This window comes from Salipaludibacillus daqingensis, from assembly GCF_029891575.1.
Lineage (GTDB): Bacteria > Bacillota > Bacilli > Bacillales > Salisediminibacteriaceae > Salipaludibacillus > Salipaludibacillus daqingensis.
The window spans coordinates 244,737-262,169 of sequence record NZ_JARZHF010000008.1 but is presented as its reverse complement, the minus strand read 5'-3'; the positions used below and the strand labels follow the sequence as shown (position 1 = coordinate 262,169).

Annotated in this window: 14 protein-coding genes; 6 read left to right on the top strand and 8 right to left on the bottom strand. The window is 37.0% G+C overall.

All coding sequences use genetic code 11. The features are described 5' to 3' along the window. Positions 1-536 precede the first annotated feature (536 nt). The 8 genes from QDN89_RS16565 to dnaA all read right to left on the bottom strand — a co-directional run bounded on the left by QDN89_RS16565 (position 537) and on the right by dnaA (position 11,883). Positions 537-1,646 carry an HD-GYP domain-containing protein gene (locus tag QDN89_RS16565; protein ID WP_280771278.1) on the bottom strand — a complete coding sequence of 370 codons (1,110 nt, stop codon included), beginning with the start codon at positions 1,644-1,646 and terminating at the stop codon, positions 537-539. A 561-nt stretch (positions 1,647-2,207) separates the two neighbouring features. Then, positions 2,208-4,790, bottom strand: coding sequence for a DNA gyrase subunit A (gyrA, locus tag QDN89_RS16560; RefSeq protein ID WP_280771277.1), 2,583 nt, complete (start codon positions 4,788-4,790; stop codon positions 2,208-2,210). A gap of 353 nt (positions 4,791-5,143) precedes the next feature. Then, positions 5,144-7,054 carry a DNA topoisomerase (ATP-hydrolyzing) subunit B gene (gene gyrB, locus QDN89_RS16555; RefSeq protein ID WP_425335413.1) on the bottom strand — a complete coding sequence of 637 codons (1,911 nt, stop codon included), beginning with the start codon at positions 7,052-7,054 and terminating at the stop codon, positions 5,144-5,146. A gap of 95 nt (positions 7,055-7,149) precedes the next feature. Continuing rightward, on the bottom strand, positions 7,150-7,410 hold the full coding sequence (gene remB / locus QDN89_RS16550) for an extracellular matrix regulator RemB (protein WP_280771276.1): 261 nt from the start codon (positions 7,408-7,410) through the stop codon (positions 7,150-7,152). A gap of 9 nt (positions 7,411-7,419) precedes the next feature. Then, positions 7,420-8,541: a DNA replication/repair protein RecF gene (gene recF, locus QDN89_RS16545; RefSeq protein ID WP_280771275.1), complete on the bottom strand. Its 1,122-nt coding sequence runs from the start codon at positions 8,539-8,541 to the stop codon at positions 7,420-7,422. A 12-nt stretch (positions 8,542-8,553) separates the two neighbouring features. Next, the gene (gene yaaA, locus QDN89_RS16540; protein WP_425335412.1) at positions 8,554-8,763 is read right to left on the bottom strand and encodes a S4 domain-containing protein YaaA; all 210 of its coding nucleotides are present in this window, start codon (positions 8,761-8,763) and stop codon (positions 8,554-8,556) included. Between the two features lie 402 nt (positions 8,764-9,165). Beyond that, positions 9,166-10,308, bottom strand: a complete 1,143-nt coding sequence (dnaN, locus tag QDN89_RS16535) for a DNA polymerase III subunit beta (RefSeq protein ID WP_280771273.1) — start codon at positions 10,306-10,308, stop codon at positions 9,166-9,168. A gap of 216 nt (positions 10,309-10,524) precedes the next feature. Then, positions 10,525-11,883, bottom strand: coding sequence for a chromosomal replication initiator protein DnaA (gene dnaA, locus QDN89_RS16530; RefSeq protein ID WP_280771272.1), 1,359 nt, complete (start codon positions 11,881-11,883; stop codon positions 10,525-10,527). A gap of 955 nt (positions 11,884-12,838) precedes the next feature. On the opposite strand from dnaA, the gene rpmH reads away from it, so the two are divergent. From rpmH to mnmE, 6 genes are all read left to right on the top strand, one after another. Further along, a complete protein-coding gene (rpmH, locus tag QDN89_RS16525) occupies positions 12,839-12,976 on the top strand; it encodes a 50S ribosomal protein L34 (protein ID WP_280771271.1) in 138 nt (45 codons plus the stop codon). A 428-nt stretch (positions 12,977-13,404) separates the two neighbouring features. Further along, entirely contained in the window at positions 13,405-13,764 is a 360-nt protein-coding gene (rnpA, locus tag QDN89_RS16520) for a ribonuclease P protein component (RefSeq protein WP_280771270.1), read from the top strand. 11 nt (positions 13,765-13,775) lie between these two features. After that, positions 13,776-14,000, top strand: coding sequence for a membrane protein insertion efficiency factor YidD (gene yidD / locus QDN89_RS16515; protein ID WP_280771269.1), 225 nt, complete (start codon positions 13,776-13,778; stop codon positions 13,998-14,000). Between the two features lie 128 nt (positions 14,001-14,128). Beyond that, complete coding sequence (spoIIIJ, locus tag QDN89_RS16510) at positions 14,129-14,929, top strand: YidC family membrane integrase SpoIIIJ (RefSeq protein ID WP_280771268.1); 801 nt, start codon at positions 14,129-14,131, stop codon at positions 14,927-14,929. Then, positions 14,926-15,543 (top strand): RNA-binding cell elongation regulator Jag/EloR, encoded by a 618-nt coding sequence (gene jag, locus QDN89_RS16505; protein WP_280771267.1) that lies wholly within the window; start codon positions 14,926-14,928, stop codon positions 15,541-15,543. The genes spoIIIJ and jag overlap by 4 nt, the downstream gene beginning before the upstream one ends. 367 nt (positions 15,544-15,910) lie before the next feature. Further along, on the top strand, positions 15,911-17,287 hold the full coding sequence (gene mnmE / locus QDN89_RS16500; protein WP_280771266.1) for a tRNA uridine-5-carboxymethylaminomethyl(34) synthesis GTPase MnmE: 1,377 nt from the start codon (positions 15,911-15,913) through the stop codon (positions 17,285-17,287). The last annotated feature ends 146 nt before the right edge of the window (positions 17,288-17,433 follow it).

Here is a 17,433-nt window from a genome sequence, read left to right as displayed (position 1 = left end):
CAGCGTTCGTCCTGAGCCAGGATCAAACTCTCCGATAAAGTATGATGACTTTTCATCAAGTTTGATGTCCATGACATCAAAACCAAACTTTCGTCTGGCGTTTGTCGAATGTTTCCATTCAACGATTTGTTTCTATTGACGGGATATTTTAAAATATCCCACTTCGCTTGGCTTCTTGTTTAGTTTTCAAAGGTCAAATTGTTGCGCCGCTTGTTTGTGGCGACTTTTATATCTTATCAAATTCAAAGATCAAAGTCAACAAGTTTGTTTCGAATAATGTTTGTTTTCTTTTCTTACAAACAATACTTTTTTTAGCAACGTTTTATAATGTACCATACCTATTTATTACATTGCAACAACAATTTTATATTCAGAACATTTTATTTATTAGTCATCTTTCTAAAAAATAATGATTCCTTAAATACAATACTCTCAACTGAATAAGTTGAGAGTTACTACCACTATATAAATGAGGATTATTTCTAGAGTAAATTAATTTACTTCTATCTAATTTACTTTGTAAATAAGAATGAGAATTATTCCACTTCTTCATAATCCATTGGAAATTCTTCTTCGATAATGATATCAGGATTTTTGGCAAGGTCGAGATGATCGTTTCCATGTATTTGAACAATTGGTCTTGTTGGATGTTGCGCATTTTTATACAACACTTCTCCTACTAATCCATTATTTAATCTAACTTTGCGACCTATAGATAAATCTAACATTAAATCAATAAATAAATTTAAAATTCTATGATCAAGTCTACCAAACTCATCAACTTTTAATGATGCGATGACTTTATATGGTGATTGTTTGCTACGATAATGTCTTTCTGATGTCATCGCATGATAAACATCTGCTACTGATATGATTTTTGCAAAATGATGAAGTTGATCTGCTTCTACATTAAGAGGATAACCACTTCCGTCTTCTCTTTCATGATGTTGAATGATTCCTAATAGCGCATTTTTTGAAAAACCTGGAACTTCTTCAAGCATTCGATAACCAAAAATAGGATGTTTTTTCACTTCCTCATATTGCTCCTCTGTAAGGGAACCTTTTTTCTCAAAAACATTGAAAGGTAGTTTGGACATACCACAGTCAGACAACAAACCAGCTAGTCCTAACTGAATAACTTCTCCATTCTTTAACCCCATTCGCTTACCGAGTAAATAGCTATAGACGCTAACTGCTACGGAATGATAATAAATATAATCTTGTTTCGTTGTATAGTGATGTAGTTGCATCAATTCATCTTTTGAAGGCTCTATCTCAAATAAAGGTAAAAATACTTTTCTTACGGCGTAAGCATCAACTTTTGTGCCACCTTGCCAATTCGTAAAAAGTTTTTTATAATGTTGAACTGCTTTTAAATAGCGATCTAAAAAAGAATCCTCATAAACAGTTTCTTTTTTCTCCGGTTTTTCTTCCTTTTCATCTTTAATAACTTTATTTGGTTTGAAAATTTTACCGTTTACAAGTTTAGCTTCCACACACACATTTTCTACTAAATAAATGTTTAAAATACGAATGTGCTCATCAGTTAGAACCGTTTTTTTCCTCATTAACGGTGTATTTGAACGTTTCCACACATCTTCTGTTAAAATACAACCTTTTTTCAACTCATTTATATTTACATTCATAAGTGGTAGCTCCTTCACTCTTATTACTTTCTATTGGAAAGAAAATCGGATCAAAAGTCAATGGTTTTTGGAATATATTTAGTAATTATATGGAAATGTACTACATTTCAGCTCTTTTTATAGAAATGAATCATAACTTCTTCAACATTTACTAATTTTATGTAGGATTATTTAATTTCTTATTAAGGCCATTGAAAAATGTTATATTATTCGATTTTTAATAAAAGTAATTCCTTTAAAGAGGTTGATTATACGAGCGCAAATTCGCTTTTACCCTAGGGCACAAGTGCAAAAGCCACTAAAGCTACCCTCCATTCGCATTCACGGTGTCTTCTTTACTCAGAGAATACGGTAAGTGCAAAAGCCGCTTCAAGCTTTGATCTGCTGAAGTTGACCATGATGTAAATAACAGTATTGCGATGCGAGTTTCTTGAGAAATCTGAAGCATTGCAAAATGGAAAGCATTTGTCTCGGTCGGTTCTTTTAATATCAGTTACTTTTCTAAAAAACAACTTTATTGAAAGAAAACCTGAAAGCATATGCTTTCAGGTTAGAAATTACTTATTCGTCATCCTCTGAAGAATCATCCGAAGATTCCTCTTTTTCAGCTTCTGTTTCATTTACATCTTCCGCAACTTCTGGAGTCTCATTACCATTATCGCCTTCTTCTAAAGCAATAGGTGATTCTTCTCCATCTTCAGATTCTGCTTCTTCTTCATCTAATTGATCAACATTTACACGGGCAACAGTAGACACAAACTCTTCTTCTGCAACTCGAATCAGTCGAACACCTTGTGTGCTTCTACCTGTTTGCGAAATTTCGCCAACATGCATTCGGATAATAACACCATTTGTTGTAATAACCATCAAGTCATGATCATTGGCAACAACTTTTAGTGATACAAGGTCTCCATTTTTATTCGTAATGTTACATGTTTTAATTCCTTTACCACCGCGCGTTTGCTGACGATATTCTTCAATTGGAGTTCTTTTACCGAACCCTTTTTCCGTGACGATTAATATATCGTGGTCCGCTTCGATAATATCCATTCCCACAACTTCATCGTCTTTTTTCAAGTTAATCCCTTTCACACCTGCAGCTGTTCGCCCCATCTTTCTAACATCGTTTTCATGGAAACGGATTGACATCCCTTTGCGTGTTCCAGCAATTAGCTCTTTGCTGCCATCCGTCAGTCGGACACCATGCAACTCATCGTCCTCACGAAGTTTGATTGCAAATAAGCCGCCGCGACGGATTTTCGCAAATGCCTTTAGTTCCGTTCGCTTTGAAACACCATATTTAGTCATGAAGAAAAGCGATTGGTCCTCATTAAATTCTGAAACTGGAATTACGGTACTTATATATTCATCTTTTTCGATTTGTAAAAGATTAATAATCGGAATTCCTTTTGAGGTACGTTTTTGTTCAGGAACTTCATACCCCTTCATGCGATACACTTTTCCTTTGTTTGTAAAGAACAACAAATGGTTATGCGAATTCGTTACAAACAAATGACGGACAAAATCATCGTCGTGAGTACCCATTCCTTGTACACCACGCCCACCACGTTTTTGACTGCGATACGTAGATACCGGCAATCGTTTAATATATCCGTGGTGAGAAACAGTGATAACGACATTTTGACGTGGAATGAGGTCCTCGTCTTCCATGCTGTCTTCACCGAATGTAATTACTGTACGACGCTCATCGCCAAAACGATCGCGGATCTCAATTAATTCTTCACGAATAATTTCAAGTACTCTTTCTTCATTAGCAAGAATTGCTTTTAGTTCGGCAATTTTTTCAACTAATTCTGCGTACTCAGCTTCGATTTTATCTCTTTCCAAACCAGTTAAGCGTTGGAGACGCATATCTAAGATTGCTTGTGCTTGATCATGTGAAAGGTCATACTTCTCGATTAAACCATTTCTAGCAAGCTCTGCCGTTTGCGAGCCTCGAATCAATTCAATGACTTCATCCAAATGATCGAGTGCAATACGAAGTCCTTCAAGAATATGAGCTCTCGCCTGTGCCTTTTTCAATTCAAACTCGGTGCGGCGGCGAATAACGACTTTTTGGTGCTCAAGGTAGTGATAAAGAACTTGTTTTAAGGACAATACTTTTGGCTGACCGTTTACAAGTGCTAACATGTTGATACCAAAACTCGATTGAAGTGCTGTCTGTTTATATAAATTATTTAACAAAACATTTGGATTGACGTCACGACGAAGCTCAATGACGATTCTCATACCTGTACGGTCTGATTCATCACGAAGATCGGTAATGCCATCAATTTTTTTATCGCGAACAAGCTCAGCAATTTTTTCAATTAAACGAGCTTTGTTCACTTGATAAGGGAGTTCATTAACGATAATTCTCGGCTTGCCATTTACTTCATCAATTTCCGCTTTGGCACGAATAATAATGGACCCTTTACCAGTTTCATACGCCCGACGAATTCCTGAAACACCAACAATCTCTGCGGCTGTTGGAAAATCTGGACCTGGGATGTATTCCATCAGTTCTGCAACTGTAATTTCAGGGTCTTTACTTAAAGCTAGTACTCCATCAATCACCTCTGACAAGTGATGTGGAGGGATATTTGTTGCCATACCTACAGCAATACCTGACGTTCCATTCACTAACAGATTTGGGAATTTCGCTGGCATGACAATCGGCTCAGTCTCTGAACCATCATAGTTCTCTTGAAAATCGATTGTATCTTTATTAATGTCTCGAACTAATTCCATCGAGATTTTCGACATTTTCGCTTCCGTATAACGCATCGCAGCTGCGGCGTCACCATCAACAGAACCAAAGTTGCCGTGACCATTTACTAACATATAACGATAGCTAAAATCTTGCGCCATTCTTACCATCGTTTCATAAACAGCAGAGTCACCGTGTGGGTGATACTTACCGATAACTTCCCCTACGATACGAGCAGATTTTTTGTATGATTTTTCAGCAGTAATACCCAGTTCATTCATTGCGTATAAAATACGTCGGTGAACCGGCTTCAATCCATCTCGAACATCAGGGAGGGCACGACTAACGATAACACTCATGGCATAGTCCATGAACGACGTTCTCATTTCCTGACTTATATTAATTTCTTTCACTCTAGACTGATCTTCAGACATTCTTTGTACCTCCGTTCACCAAATTCCAACCGACCCATAAGCCATCTATTTTCTAAGAATCATTTTTCGGCTGTCATTACCTTTTTATCTCTAAAACGTTACGTGTGTCATAAACAATTAATCGATGCTCATTTATTAAAAACGCTCTGTTAACGTAACGTATTCATTTAAAAATGCCTGCTCAAATCCTCTGCAATTTCTAAATCAATACTGCATGTAACAGACCCATTGAAAAATAACAAAACTCTGTTATGTATGGAATACATTTCTTACTACACTCATTTCAGACAGCAACCATGCAAGTTTTCTTGCATGGTTTGCCATCTTATATAAGCAATTTACGCTATGAAAGTTTAGATATCTAAGTTTTTAACGTAATGAGCATTTTGTTGGATAAAGTCTCTTCTAGGCTCTACTCTATCCCCCATTAACGTATCAAACACTTCATCTGCCAACATCGCATCGGGTAAACTTACTTGCAGAACTGTCCTCATAGATGGGTCCATCGTTGTTTCCCAGAGTTGAGTAGGGTTCATCTCACCAAGACCTTTGTAACGTTGAAGTCCAGGTTTTGGAGCAGCTGGTAATTCTCCAAAAATACGGTCTTTTTCCTTTTCATTGTAAGCATAATGAATCGCTTTACCTTGTTGAATCTTGTATAACGGTGGCTGTGCAATGTAGATATACCCTTCTTCTATTAGTGGACGCATATATCTATAAATAAACGTTAATAATAGCGTACGAATATGAGCACCATCTACATCAGCATCGGTCATAATAATGACTTTGTGGTATCTTGCTTTTGTAATATCAAAATCTTCCCCAATGCCTGTTCCAAGTGCCGTTATAATTGCACGTATTTCATTGTTTGAAAGAATTTTATCTAGGCGGGCTTTTTCCACATTTATGATCTTTCCTCGTAGAGGTAAAATCGCTTGGAAATGACGATCTCTTCCTTGTTTAGCTGAACCACCGGCTGAGTCACCCTCAACTACATAGATCTCACTAATAGTAGCATCTTTTGAGGAGCAGTCTGCTAGTTTACCTGGTAAAGAGCTCACTTCCAACGCAGATTTACGTCTCGTTAATTCACGAGCTTTTTTAGCCGCATCTCTCGCTCTTGATGCCATTAAACCTTTTTCAACAATTTGACGAGCTACGGTTGGGTTTTCAGCCATAAATTTTGACATATGTTCGGAAAATAACGAGTCAGTAATCGTTCTTGCTTCACTGTTACCAAGTTTCGTTTTTGTTTGTCCTTCAAACTGTGGATCTGGTATTTTTACGGAAACAATTGCTGTTAATCCTTCTCGAACATCATCACCGATTAAGTTTGGATCTGCTTCTTTAAACAAATTATTTTTCCGAGCGTAGTCATTAATCACTCTCGTTAAACCTGTTTTGAAACCAGATTCATGCGTTCCGCCTTCATGAGTGTTGATATTGTTAGCAAAAGAATAAAGATTGCTGGAAAAACCGTCGTTATATTGCATTGCTACTTCGACAGATAACCCTTCTTTTTCCCCTTCAATAAACACTGGAGGATCGTGAAGTGGTGTCTTTGTCCGATTCAAGTGTTCAACAAAAGACTTAATTCCGCCTTCGTAGAAATATTCAGCTGATTTACCGCCTTCACGCTTGTCCGCAATAAAAATCCGTAACCCACGGTTCAAGAAGGCTAGCTCACGAAGTCGATTTGCAAGAATATCGTATTCATATTCCGTCGTTTCAGTAAAAATTTGTTCGTCCGGTTTAAAACGAATAATCGTTCCTGTTTTATCTGTCTCACCGATGACTTTCAAATCGGCATCAGGAATACCACGTGTGAATTCAATCAAATGCTTTTGTCCATCCAAATGAACTTCTACTTCCAAATGACTTGAAAGTGCGTTAACAACGGAAGCACCTACTCCATGAAGACCACCAGAAACTTTGTAACCACCGCCTCCGAATTTACCACCAGCATGAAGCACGGTCATAATCACTTCGACAGCGGGACGCCCCATTTTCTCGTGAATACCAACAGGGATTCCTCGGCCATTATCCTCTACGGTGATGGAATTATCTGCTTCGATCGTCACTTGAATTTCATCGCAATGACCACCCATTGCTTCGTCAATACTGTTATCTACAATCTCCCAAACGAGATGATGAAGCCCACGGCTGCTCGTTGATCCAATGTACATACCAGGACGTTTTCTAACGGCCTCTAATCCTTCTAATACTTGAATTTGACTTTCATCATAGGAATGTTCCAAGGTCACTATTCTTCACCTACACTTCTCCTAGCAAGACATTGCTAAGTAATCTTATATCGATTTATTTCTTAAAGCATGTACTTTTTTCTCTATATGTTCATTTATTCGTCTTCAGAAACGATTGTAGTCGTTTCCGCACGACGTTTTAACGTGTGAGAGGATATTGGAGATAAATAAACTTCATCCTCTGTAATCACGAAAGATTTTGGTTTATCTTCGGTTACTTTTATTGTTACTTTTTGTTTCTTTTTTGCTTTTAAAAAATTTACATTTTCCTGTGATAAATCTTGGCTATTATGATCAATAATAGCCACAATACTTTCTGCTTTCAGTACCATATCTCCGCCCAAATGAATAAACACGATATCACCTCAACCTTTTTGCTGAATTGACCCTTCCTCAACGTAAAATGTTTCGGCTTCCCTTAACATTTCATGGTCGAGACCATCTACGCTCGTTGTTGTCACAAATGTTTGTACTTTACCTTTGATTGTATTTAATAAATGCGTTTGCCGATAATCATCAAGTTCTGATAAGACATCATCTAATAATAAAATCGGATATTCACCTGTTTTTTCTTTTATTAATTCGATCTCAGCTAGTTTAAGTGATAATGCTGTCGTTCGTTGCTGACCTTGAGATCCATATGTTTGAATGTTTCGTTCATTGACATAAAATGTTAGATCATCCCGATGGGGACCTATCAACGTTGTCCCTCTTTGCAGTTCACGTTCTTCTACTCTCGAATACTCTTCTTTTAACGCTATCATCATTGTGGACAAATCCATCTCTTCTGATACGTTGCAAGAAGGGGCATATACGACTTTTAGGTGCTCTTTTCCACGACTAATCTCATGATGGATTGGTTCAGCCCATAATTGTAACTTTTCAAGAAACGCATACCTCTTCGTAATGACATGCGCTGCAGATTGCAATAGTTGATCTGTCATCACTTCAAGCATGGCTGAATTTGGCTTCACCTTTTTTTGTTGAACATCTTTTAACCACTGATTTCGTTGCTTCAGCACCTTATGGTATTGAGAAAGGTGATAGAGGTAAATGGAGTGTATTTGGCCCATTTCCATATCGAGGAAGCGTCGCCTAATTTGCGGACTTCCTTTTACCAACGTGAGGTCCTCTGGGGCGAACATAACAATGTTACATGAACCTATATAATCACTAAGCCGTTTTTTCTCAATACGGTTTAACTTTACTTTTTTCCCTTGGTTAGAAAACACCACTTCCATGTGAAGTGGTCCATTTCGGTTCGTTAAGTTTCCTTCAACTTTGGCAAACGGTTGATCCCAACGGATTAACTCTTTATCTCTAGACGTCCGGTGTGATTTTCCCATTGCTAAGACATAGATAGCTTCCATCAAATTCGTTTTCCCTTGGGCGTTTTCACCGAGAATAACGTTAACTCGGTTTTGAAAGGATAACGTGAGTTCATGGTAGTTACGATAGTTTTTTATCTTCAGTTGATCAATGTGCAACGCAATCCCTCTTTATCCATCATCTCTGGCAATCAAAATCGTCCCGCTCTCTTCCATCTTTATTTTGTCACCAGGGTAAAGCTTACGTCCACGCCTGTTCTCTTCTTCACCGTTCACCCATACAGGAACTTCCGCTAAAAACCATTTTGCTTGTCCTCCTGAATCGATAACAGCTGCTTCTTTCAACGCCTGACCGAGTGTAATAAATTCGCTTTTGATCATAATCTGTTCTTCCAAGATGAAGTCACTCACTTTCTATAAATTCTTTTTCTGCAAGGAAAGTAAAGAGGCCATTTTGTTTGTGGCAGTGTTCACTAAAGCGCTCGATTTGTCGCGCACTTGTCATATATTTAGTACGTACACATTTTCTATCACTCTACATTGTACTAAATCTTTTCACTAAACGCCAACCCCTTTTCTAAAAAGCCTTATGTATTACTTGTAATACAAAAAAGCAGTCTCTTGTTATTTCGAAACAAGAACTGCTTTTTTGTACATTTTGTTTATAGAATCAACGAAACTCCTAAGGAAAAACGAAGTAGAAGAAACATCAGTATTAAAAACACTAGATTTTAAGTATTATACGTTACATTTTTCATTCGTGTGCATAAAAGCATTACTGACTTAATATGTTCGAACAGGTGAAAATAAATGAAGCATGTGATCTCTTTCCGATGGCTTCATCACAAATGGACTCATCGCTCCAGTGAAATCGATGTTAATTTCTGTTGATTCAATGACTTTTAACGCATCAATGACATTTTTCCCGTTAAAGGAAATTCTTAACTCGTCACCATTATAGTCCAGACAATGTACGTCTTCTGTCACTTTACCAACTTCAGGAGTCACAGAAGTAATTTCCAATTGATTTTGATCAATTGTTTTAACATTTACTACATTATTTTTGCCTTCTCTTGATAACAATAGAGCTCTTTCAATTGCATCAAGTAAATTTTTTGAGTTCAATTTCACACTTGTTTTTGATTCTGTTGGAATCATGTTTTTCGTTGCAGGATAATTTCCATCGAGCAATCTTGAGAAAAACAATAAGTTAGTTGCTTTAAAAAGAATTTGATTATCTGTAACGATAATATCGATCCATTCATCAGTGTCATCAAGAATTTTATTTAATTCACTGAGACTTTTTCCAGGAATAACAACATTAGAAAATTCTAACTCAGATGTATTGGCTTCTACTTGTGCATGTCGCATCGCTAGTCGGTGACTGTCTGTTGCTGTGCATGTTAAGTTCCCTTGTTCCATAGACCAATGTATTCCCGTCAAAATTGGACGTGTTTCAACCGTAGATACTGCAAATGCGGTTTGCCGAATAATACTTTTGAGTAAATCTTTAGGCATTTTAAAAACATTTTCTTCTTCAATCTCAGGTAATCTTGGATATTCCTCTGGATCTAATCCATTCAAGTTGAATACGGATGAACCTGATTTTAATTGTGTAACAAACTGCTCTGAAACTGTAATTTCAATCGTATCAGCTGGCAGTTTCTTAACTATATCTCCAAAAAATCTAGCTTGAAGAACAATAGATCCATCTTTTTCTAAATCAACAAGTTGGTGATCGCCTTCTTCCGCAGGAATAAACGATTCTATGGAAATATCAGAATCACTTCCTGTTAATGTGACACCATCTGCAGATGCCTCAATTTTTATACCTGTCAAAATTGGAATCGTTGTTCTAGAAGAAATAGCTTTGGATACATGCTGAACACTTTGTACAAATCGATCACGTTGAACCGTAAATTTCATATGGTTGTTCCTCACTTTCACTGATTGAATTTTAGTTGAAATGAATTCGTTTAAAGATAGCTATATATATATCTTTTTTATTAATAATTTATAGGAGTAATCGTAGTAAGGCATGTGAATATGTGGATAAGTCATCGTTGAGCCAATAGTACCAACTTATCCACCTGTGGACAAGTTGTGCATAAGATTGATGAAGTTATACACACTTTTCACAGCTTAAGATTTCAATTGCTCTTTAATTTCTTGAATTTGTTGCTGTAATTCTTGTTCTGTAGCAAATAAGCGAGCGATTTTATCATGAGCGTGGATCACCGTTGTATGATCTCTTCCCCCAAATTCGATGCCTATTTTAGGTAACGAGTTATCTGTTAACTCTCGAGACAAATACATAGCTATTTGTCTAGGATATGCGACTGTTTTTGTCCGTTTTTTTGCTTTTAAGTCTTCCACTTTTACTTGAAAAGAGGCGGCAACACATTTTTGAATGTCTTGTATGGTAATTTTTTTAGGTTTTGAATTTGGAATGATATCCTTCAATGCAACAGCTGCAAGATCCGCATTCATATCCTGGTTAATCAATGATGAATAGGCAACAACTCGGATCAGCGCACCTTCTAGTTCTCGAATGTTCGTATCAATTTGATTAGCGATATAGAGCATAACCTCATTTGGAATATCTAAGTTCTCCGCTTTCGCCTTTTTTCTTAAAATAGCGATTCTTGTTTCTAAATCTGGCGGAGTTATGTCCGTAATTAGTCCCCATTCGAAACGAGAACGTAAACGATCTTCCAACGTTGGAATTTCTTTCGGTGGTCGATCACTTGAAATAACGATTTGTTTTCTTTCTTCATGCAGTGAATTAAACGTATGGAAAAATTCCTCTTGCGTTTGTTCTTTTCCAGCTAAAAATTGAATATCATCAATTAGCAGGACGTCTACGTTTCGATACTTGTTTCTAAAATTTACTGCTTTGTTATCTCGAATGGAATTAATAAATTCATTCGTAAATTTTTCCGAAGATAAATAAACCACTTTTGCACCAGGGTTATGATCCATGACGTAATGTCCGATAGCATGCATTAAGTGAGTTTTTCCTAAACCGACGCCCCCATAAATGAATAACGGATTATATGCTTTTGCTGGTGCTTCTGCAACGGCTAGAGATGCCGCATGAGCAAAGCGATTTCCACTCCCGATAACAAATGTATCGAATGTGTACTTCGGATTAAGCATATGTTTAGGCATATCTTCATTTCCATGAGTTTGAGGTTTAGCAGGTTGCTTTGCTTTTTCAAACAACTCTAACTCATCTTTTTTATCATCTTGCGGTAATATAAACCGTGCTTCCAGCTCTGCTCCAGTTAATTCATTTAACGTTTCCGTAATAATGCCAAAATACCGATTCTCTAACCAGTCTCGAGCAAATTCGTTCGGAGCAATGACGGTAATCGTGTTGGAGCTCTGATCGATTGAATCAGCTTTCGTAAACTTAAACCATGTATCATAACTAGGTTTACTAACTTTTTCTTCGATTTTGGTTAACGCTTGCTCCCATAAATCATTTAAATTTTCCAATCCTTGACCCTCCCTTGCCAGGTACTGTCCCATAACAGTAAGACGAATTCCTCTCTCGAATCCGACTTTGTACAACAAATGTATAACATCAATGAATAACACTGAATAAAAATTACCCCCAATCAATTGTGGGTAATCATACATATAGGTAGAAAGATAACCTGTTCACTCTATTCACAGTCATGTGGATAAACCTATACAGATGGGTGAACAACTATCCACAAAGTTGTACACATCTGTGGATAGTTTTTATTTTACCACAGGTTTTCCACTTGAAAAAACAAGATTATGATATCAAATAAAAAGAGTGTTGACAATGATTAGTAAAAGTTATCCACATGATTCAAGGGGTTGTGTCTGAAACTTGTCCACAACACAAGATCATGTGTAAAACTTATAGTGATCTTTGTGGAAACGTGTAAAATCTTGGCGAAAGTTGTCCACAAGAGAGGAAAGAAAAAATTTGTAGACAAGTTGTAGAAGATTAAAAGAAGAACATTTGGATCAGGAAAATGGGTTATTAATTTTATTACACGATTCTCGTATAGATTTTTATTTCTAAAAGAAGTGAAAGACGGCGACTTGGGAGAAGTAATAATTGAAGACCCTCGTGAGATGGTTTTTCCAGAGAAGGTAGACCCCGTTGTTCGGTGGAAATAATTCAAAATGAAATCGACTGTAGGGAAGATTAAACTGATTTTGCACATGTACCTATGGTGAAAACATCTACCAACAAAGGATTTGAGTTTAGTATATTTCTTTTTTATTTCAACAATCTTTTAGCTAACAGGCATTGATTAAGAAGAGGGCTTGACATTAGAGAGTCTGTCTCATATAATTTACAGGACTGTCAATCTCGTCGGTATGATTTGTGGAGAAAATAGATGGCGTCGAGTTTATATGATAAGTGAAAAACGATATTTGATGAAAAAATCATCCTCAGGAGGTGGAATAGATGGGTAAACCAACATTTAATCCAAATAACAGAAAGCGCAAAAAGAATCATGGTTTTCGTGCGCGCATGGCTACAAAAAACGGTCGTAAAATTCTTGCGAATCGTCGTCGTAGAGGAAGAAAAGTACTATCTGCGTAATGAGGCCACTGTCTGATCAGTGGTCTTTTTTTCTCGGTGAACAGTACTCACATAAAAAAAGTTCCAACCAGGCAGCAGTAAGACAAGGATAAACCAGATCACGCTTAATCTTTCTAGAGAGAGTATTGATCTGGTTTTTCTTTTATATTGGTTCTGTGTCAATCTTGCTACATATAGATACGAATGGATGGCAGATTTGAAATTATAGAACAATCTTTGAACCTAAGTTGAGGTTTATTTTTACGTGAAACATGTGATAATGGCAAGAAAGACTTTCGATAACAAAAGTGACAGGATATTAAGTTTTGTTGAAATCTCAACAGAAGTGATGGCGAATCAGTTCAATCTTCTTTATAATATAAATGGGGTTTGTCCTAAGATGCCTTGTTCTGGTTATCCGTTTCAGTTCACTTAGATGAGGTGCAAGAATGAATAGGAAATACAGTTTGAGAAAAAACGAAGAGTTTCAAAACGTTTTTAAAAAAGGAAAGTCTGTTGCGAACCGTCAATTCGTCGTTTATCAATTGGTTAAAGAAGAAGGCACCTCCATTCGATTTGGCTTGTCTGTAAGCAAAAAAATTGGTAATGCTGTCATGAGAAACCGAATTAAACGATTGATGAAAGAGGTTTTGCGTGAACTTTCTCCAGAATTACAACAAAATCGAGATATTGTCATTATAGCTAGGAAACCAACGTCTGACATGGACTATCAGCAAATGAAAAAATCGTTAAACCATGTTATGAAAGTGGGAAAGCTTTTCAACAAAAGGTCTCAGTCAAAATTATGAGGTGAATCCATATGAAATGGATCTTTATTGGAATTATTCGCTTTTATCAAAGGTGGATTTCTAGATTTACTCCCCCTAGTTGCCGATTTTATCCAACTTGTTCCCACTATGGAATTGAATCACTGAAAAGATTTGGTTTTCTAAAGGGTAGTTGGTTGACTGTAAGGCGGATTGTGAAATGTCACCCATTTCATCCTGGAGGAATTGATCCAGTTCCAGAGAAACGTAAAAAATAAATTAGTTATTTCGGTCATTCCAAAGAAGGTTTACAAACATTAAAACTAGAAATACTAGAAATGAAGACTTGTTTGGATGACGTTATTATATATTAATGATGATAGGAAAGAGATAGGAGGACCTTGAAGTGGCAAGGAAATTAGGTTTAGTTGCACTGTTAATTGGTTTGATGGTCGTTATGACAGGTTGTTTTAACATTGACCAACCAATTAAGGAAGATAATGGTGGTATATGGGATTCCTTTTTTGTTTATCCGCTGTCATGGCTCATGACAAGTATTGCGGAAGCATTAGGGAACAGTTACGGTTTGGCAATAATTATCGTCACGATTTTACTTCGTGTATTAATTTTGCCATTGATGATTAAGCAAACAAAGAGTACAAAAGCAATGCAAGCACTGCAACCACAAATGAAAGAACTTCGTGAAAAATACAGTGCGAAAGATCAACAAACACAACAGAAGCTTCAGCAAGAAATGATGGGGTTATTCCAAGAGCACAAAGTAAACCCTTTAGCTGGTTGTTTTCCGATATTAATTCAAATGCCGATTTTAATTGCGTTTTATCATGCGATTATCCGAACTCCACAAATTAATCCGGATGTTGATCCAAGTTATACAGGAGCACCGCAAGAATTTTTATGGTTCGAACTAGGTAGTGCCGATCCATATTTTATTTTACCGCTTGTTGCAGGGGCAACCACATTTATTCAACAAAAAATGATGATGGTTCAAGACAATCCTCAAATGCGTGCGTTAATGTACATCATGCCGATTATGATTATCGCTTTCGCAGCATTTTTCCCATCTGCATTAGCACTATACTGGGTTATCGGTAACTTGTTTATGATTATTCAAACCTACTTTATTACTGGACCAAATGTTGGAAAGAGTAACGAAGCTACAACAGGGGGAGCGAATAAAAAGTGAAAAAAGTGACTGTATCAGGGAAAACGGTAGATGAAGCAGTTGAGATAGGTTTACAAAGACTTGAAGTAGCTAAAGATCAAGTAGATATTCTTGTTGTTGAAGAACCTCAAAAAGGTTTTCTAGGACTAATAGGTGGAAAACCAGCTGTCGTTGAAGTGAAGGTCAAACCCGATCCTTTAAAAGAAGCTATGATATTTTTAAGAGAAACGATTGATAAAATGGGGATTTCGGCAAGTGTCGAAAAGCAAGAACGCCCAGAAGGTATTTATTTAGATATTTCAGGTGTGGATATTGGAGTTTTAATTGGAAAGCGCGGTCAAACACTTGATTCCTTGCAATACCTTGTCAATCTAGTAGCCAATCGTCAGTCTGAAAGCTATCTCCGCATTCATCTCGATGCAGAAGGATATCGTGAGCGACGTAGAGAAGCCCTTGAAACATTGGCTCAGCGTCTTAGTAACAAGGCACTCCGCACGAAACGCGAGGTGCGTTTGGAACCAATGAATGCTCATGAACGAAAAATCATTCATACTGCTTTGCAAAACGTAAAAGGTGTTTCTACTTACTCAGATGGAGCAGAACCTCATCGACGAATTGTCGTTGTACCTAAATGATTCAGTCAACTTAGATAAACGGTATCAAACCAGGTTATTTTGGATCGTATCCGAAAATAACCTGGTTTTTTATTTATCCACAAAGAAGAAAACTTGAATGTTAGGCTTATATTGTGGATAATCGTGAAGCAACCTTTATTAGTTGTTCACATGTGAATAGTATTAGTAAGAGAAACGTTCTATTGTAAAAATACTGTGGATAAGTTACGTATAAATGGATGAAAAGGGAATTGATTCCCTTTCTTATGGGGATGCTTTGTGTTATTCTAATTAACTGGAATCAAAAAAAGATGAGCTAATAAATAGGGAACTATATCCAATTTTTATATAGAAATGAAGAATGATTTCGTAGAAAGGAGGAAACACAATGGACATTGATACAATTGCAGCTATTTCCACTCCAATGGGGGAGGGAGCTATCGGTATCGTTCGTGTTAGTGGGAAAGATGCGATCGAAGTAGCTGATCGTTTATATAAAGGTAAGATGACGTTGAGCGAAGTGGAAAGCCATACGATAAATTATGGTCATATTATCGAACCGAGTACAGGGGAAGTAACAGAAGAAGTAATGGTTTCCGTTTTGAAGGAGCCAAGAACATATACGAAGGAAAACATGGTAGAGATAAATTGCCATGGAGGACTAACTTCTGTAAATCGTGTTCTTCAACTCGTTTTAAATGAAGGAGCACGTTTAGCTGAACCAGGAGAATTCACGAAACGTGCTTTCATGAATGGACGTATTGACCTTTCCCAGGCTGAAGGGGTCATGGATTTGATCAGAGCGAAAACCGATCGGGCTATGAATGTTGCTATGAATCAAGTGGAAGGGAAGTTATCTAAGAGAATCCAAACGTTGAGACAGGCTTTGCTAGAGACGGTAGCGCATGTTGAAGTGAATATTGACTATCCAGAATATGATGCAGAGGAAATGACGTTAGAGATCCTACAAGAAAAAGGAACCTTTGTCATGAAAGAGATTGACCGTTTACTTCAAACGGCACAGCAAGGTAAAATACTTCGCGAAGGTTTATCAACAGTCATTATCGGGCGACCTAATGTCGGTAAATCCTCCTTATTAAACAGTCTTGTTCACGAAAATAAAGCGATTGTTACAGAAATTCCAGGGACAACGAGAGATGTGATTGAGGAATATGTCAATGTTCGAGGTGTTCCGTTACGACTTCTAGATACGGCTGGAATAAGAGATACAGAGGATATTGTTGAGAAACTTGGTGTAGAGAGATCACGAAAAGTTATTAAAGATGCGGAACTTGTGTTGCTCGTGTTAAACCATAATGAACCACTAACTGAATCGGATCAGGAGTTGTTCGAGTTATCTGACGAACATGATACGATTATAATCGTCAATAAAACAGATTTAGTTGATAATATTGATATGAGTAAAGTTCGAAATCTTGCAGGAGAGCGACCTGTTGTTACTACATCTTTGCTAATGGATGAAGGGGTCGACGAATTAGAGGAAGCAATTAGAGATCTATTTTTCCAAGGAGACCTAGAGACTGGGGATATGTCTTATGTCTCCAATTCTCGCCATATTGCTTTGTTAAACCAAGCGAAGAAATCGGTCGAAGATGCACTAGAAGCAGTGGAAGCGGGAATGCCCGTCGATATGGTTCAAATAGATATTACTAAAGGGTGGGAACTTCTCGGTGAAGTGATCGGTGATAGTGTCCATGAAAGCTTGATTGATCAGTTGTTTGCACAATTTTGTTTAGGAAAATAGACAGCAAGAATAGAAGGATTTTAGGATTGAAAATGGTTAAATATATTAGTTTTATATGCTTAAAGACAATAGATGGATCGTGCGAATGTTGGCACGGTTCAACCTCTGTTAAAGTTTATAGTTGATTATTCAATAACAACAGGGAA

Excerpts from the sequence above, each read along its gene's own strand:
- QDN89_RS16565 (WP_280771278.1), bottom strand. The coding sequence starts at position 1,646 with ATGAATGTAAATATAAATGAGTTGAAAAAAGGTTGTATTTTAACAGAA.
- gyrA (WP_280771277.1), bottom strand. The coding sequence starts at position 4,790 with ATGTCTGAAGATCAGTCTAGAGTGAAAGAAATTAATATAAGTCAGGAA.
- yaaA (WP_425335412.1), bottom strand. The coding sequence starts at position 8,763 with ATGATCAAAAGCGAATTTATTACACTCGGTCAGGCGTTGAAAGAAGCA.
- dnaN (WP_280771273.1), bottom strand. The coding sequence starts at position 10,308 with ATGAAATTTACGGTTCAACGTGATCGATTTGTACAAAGTGTTCAGCAT.
- rpmH (WP_280771271.1), top strand. The coding sequence starts at position 12,839 with ATGGGTAAACCAACATTTAATCCAAATAACAGAAAGCGCAAAAAGAAT.
- rnpA (WP_280771270.1), top strand. The coding sequence starts at position 13,405 with ATGAATAGGAAATACAGTTTGAGAAAAAACGAAGAGTTTCAAAACGTT.
- yidD (WP_280771269.1), top strand. The coding sequence starts at position 13,776 with ATGAAATGGATCTTTATTGGAATTATTCGCTTTTATCAAAGGTGGATT.
- mnmE (WP_280771266.1), top strand. The coding sequence starts at position 15,911 with ATGGACATTGATACAATTGCAGCTATTTCCACTCCAATGGGGGAGGGA.